Consider the following 1,208-nt stretch of genomic DNA (forward strand, 5'->3'; position numbering starts at 1 on the left):
CTTCGGCGTGCCCGCGGTGCGCGATGCGACCGGCTCCGGGGCCATCGCCGAGGACGGGATCCTGAACCGGGCGATCGCCGCGGTGCGCGCCGAGGTCGGGGACGAACTGGTGGTCATGTCCGACGTGTGCCTGGACGAATTCACCTCCCACGGCCACTGCGGCGTGCTGGACGCCCACGGCCAGGTCGACAACGACGCCACCAACGCCATCTACGCGCAGATGGCGGTGATGCACGCCGAGGCCGGCGCCATGTGCTGGGCCTCCGATGATGGACGGGCAGATCGCCGCGATCCGCCAGGCCCTGGAAGCGGCCGGGCACACCAACACCGCGATTCTGGCGTACGCCGCCAAATACGCCAGCGCCTTCTACGGCCCGTTCCGCGAGGCCGTGGATTCCCAGCTGGTCGGGGACCGGCGCACCTACCAGATGGACGCGGCCAACCGCCGCGAGGCGCTGGTGGAGGTCGAACTGGACCTGGCCGAAGGCGCGGACATGGTGATGGTTAAGCCGGCCATGAGCTACCTGGACATCGTTGCGGACATCGCCGCGGCCTGCAGCGTGCCGGTCTCCGCCTACCAGATCTCCGGGGAGTACTCGATGATCGAGCCGCCGCCGCGAACGGCTGGATCGACCGCAAGGCTCGATCCTTGAATCCCTGCTGTCCATCCGGCGTGCCGGGGCACAGCAGATCCTGACCTATTGGGCCGCCGAAGTGGCTGGCTGGTTGAACGAAGGAAAGAAGTAGATGTCGAAATCAGATGAACTCTTCGCCCGGGCCCAAGAGGTCATGCCCGGGGGCGTGAACTCCCCGGTGCGGGCCTTCGGCTCCGTGGGCGGGGTGCCCCCGTTCATGGCCAGCGCCAAGGGCGCCTACCTCACCGATGTGGACGGCAACGAGTATGTGGACCTGGTCTGCTCCTGGGGCCCGGCCCTGCTGGGGCACCAGCACCCCGAGATCCAGGCCGCCGTGCACCGCGCGGTGGACCAGGGGCTGTCCTTCGGGGCCTCCACCCCGGATGAGGTGAAGCTCGGTGAGCTGATCAAGCAGCGCATGGGCGGGGTGGAACGAGTGCGGATGGTCTCCACCGGGACCGAGGCCACGATGACCGCGGTCCGCCTGGCCCGCGGCTACACCGGGCGCGAGCTGATCATCAAGTTCGCCGGCTGCTACCACGGGCACCTGGACGGGCTGCTGGCCTCGGCCGG

The 1,208-nt window shown here is 69.0% G+C and carries 1 protein-coding gene and 1 pseudogene; both read left to right on the top strand.

Features of this window, described 5'->3' with window-relative positions; translation table 11 throughout:
* Window positions 1-747 (top strand): annotated as a pseudogene (gene hemB / locus JCM19049_RS14645) (porphobilinogen synthase); the annotation flags it as partial.
* On the top strand, window positions 748-1,208 hold a 461-nt coding region (locus JCM19049_RS14650), incomplete at its 3' end, for an aminotransferase class III-fold pyridoxal phosphate-dependent enzyme (RefSeq protein WP_279403301.1).

It is taken from the genome of Arthrobacter sp. JCM 19049, assembly GCF_001310435.1.